Genomic DNA, 842 nt, shown 5'->3' on the forward strand with positions numbered 1-842 from the left:
GTGTTTGCGGTGGTTCGGGGGTTGGTGTTTTATGCGGCTGGGAGGACTTTTGAATAAGCCTCATTACCCCATATATCTATTGAATCTGCGATGGTCGTGACTGATAAATCGTTGCAGTATAAAATATTGGATGACAATGAAGTGCCTCTTCCCTCCTGGCAAATTCTGAGCAGCGAAACACAATCTGTTTCTTTTCTTTCTAATTATAAAAAATGTATAGTCAAACCTGCTGATCGTTCTGCTAGTGCTGGAGTGTCTTTAGTAACTAGTAGAAATGAACTGATGAATGCAATTTCATGGGCAAAGTCAGAATCGCTTACTAAAAAGGTGCTTATCGAGGAATTTATTGATGGACCTGAGTTTAGTGTAGAAACCATTTCTCTGAATGGTGAACAGCATGTTTTGGCTATTACAAGGAAGTTGCTTGGTTCCCAGCCTGGATTCGTTGAGCTAGGACATAGCTTGCCTGCAACCATCTCTTCCGAACATAATCAGCAGATAGTTGAAATTGCCAAAAAGGCAACAAAAGCTTTAGGTCTAGAATTTGGGGTCTGTCATGTTGTGAACTGCTCCCCATTAGTTGGACTGAGAAATCAGTTTCTAACTAGTGGGGAGTATTTTTTTGAGAGCACGAAGTTCTTTGAGTGAATCTCAGCGCGAGCAGCTCGTTGATTTGTTTGAGCAAGGGCTGGGCTATGCGGCAGCGGCTCATCGGTTAGGAGTTGGCCTCTATTCTGTAAAGAGATTTGAGCGTCGTTTCAAGCTGCATGGCAGACTATGTCTTGTGGAGAGACCAACTAAGCAGCACTTTTCCTTCGAGGTGAAGAAGGAAGTCGTCGATC

2 protein-coding genes are annotated in these 842 nt (G+C 43.2%); both read left to right on the forward strand.

Annotation, left to right across the window (positions count from 1 at the left end):
• The first annotated feature begins 96 nt into the window (after window positions 1-96).
• Window positions 97-648 carry an acetyl-CoA carboxylase biotin carboxylase subunit family protein gene (locus A7E48_RS05970; RefSeq protein WP_158004405.1) on the forward strand — a complete coding sequence of 184 codons (552 nt, stop codon included), beginning with the start codon at window positions 97-99 and terminating at the stop codon, window positions 646-648.
• Window positions 641-842, forward strand: a 202-nt coding sequence (locus tag A7E48_RS11380) for a helix-turn-helix domain-containing protein (RefSeq protein WP_304441050.1), incomplete at its 3' end; no start/stop codon positions are given. The genes A7E48_RS05970 and A7E48_RS11380, both read left to right, overlap by 8 nt.

The organism is Rothia sp. ND6WE1A (assembly GCF_001683935.1).
Classification (GTDB): domain Bacteria; phylum Actinomycetota; class Actinomycetes; order Actinomycetales; family Micrococcaceae; genus Rothia; species Rothia amarae.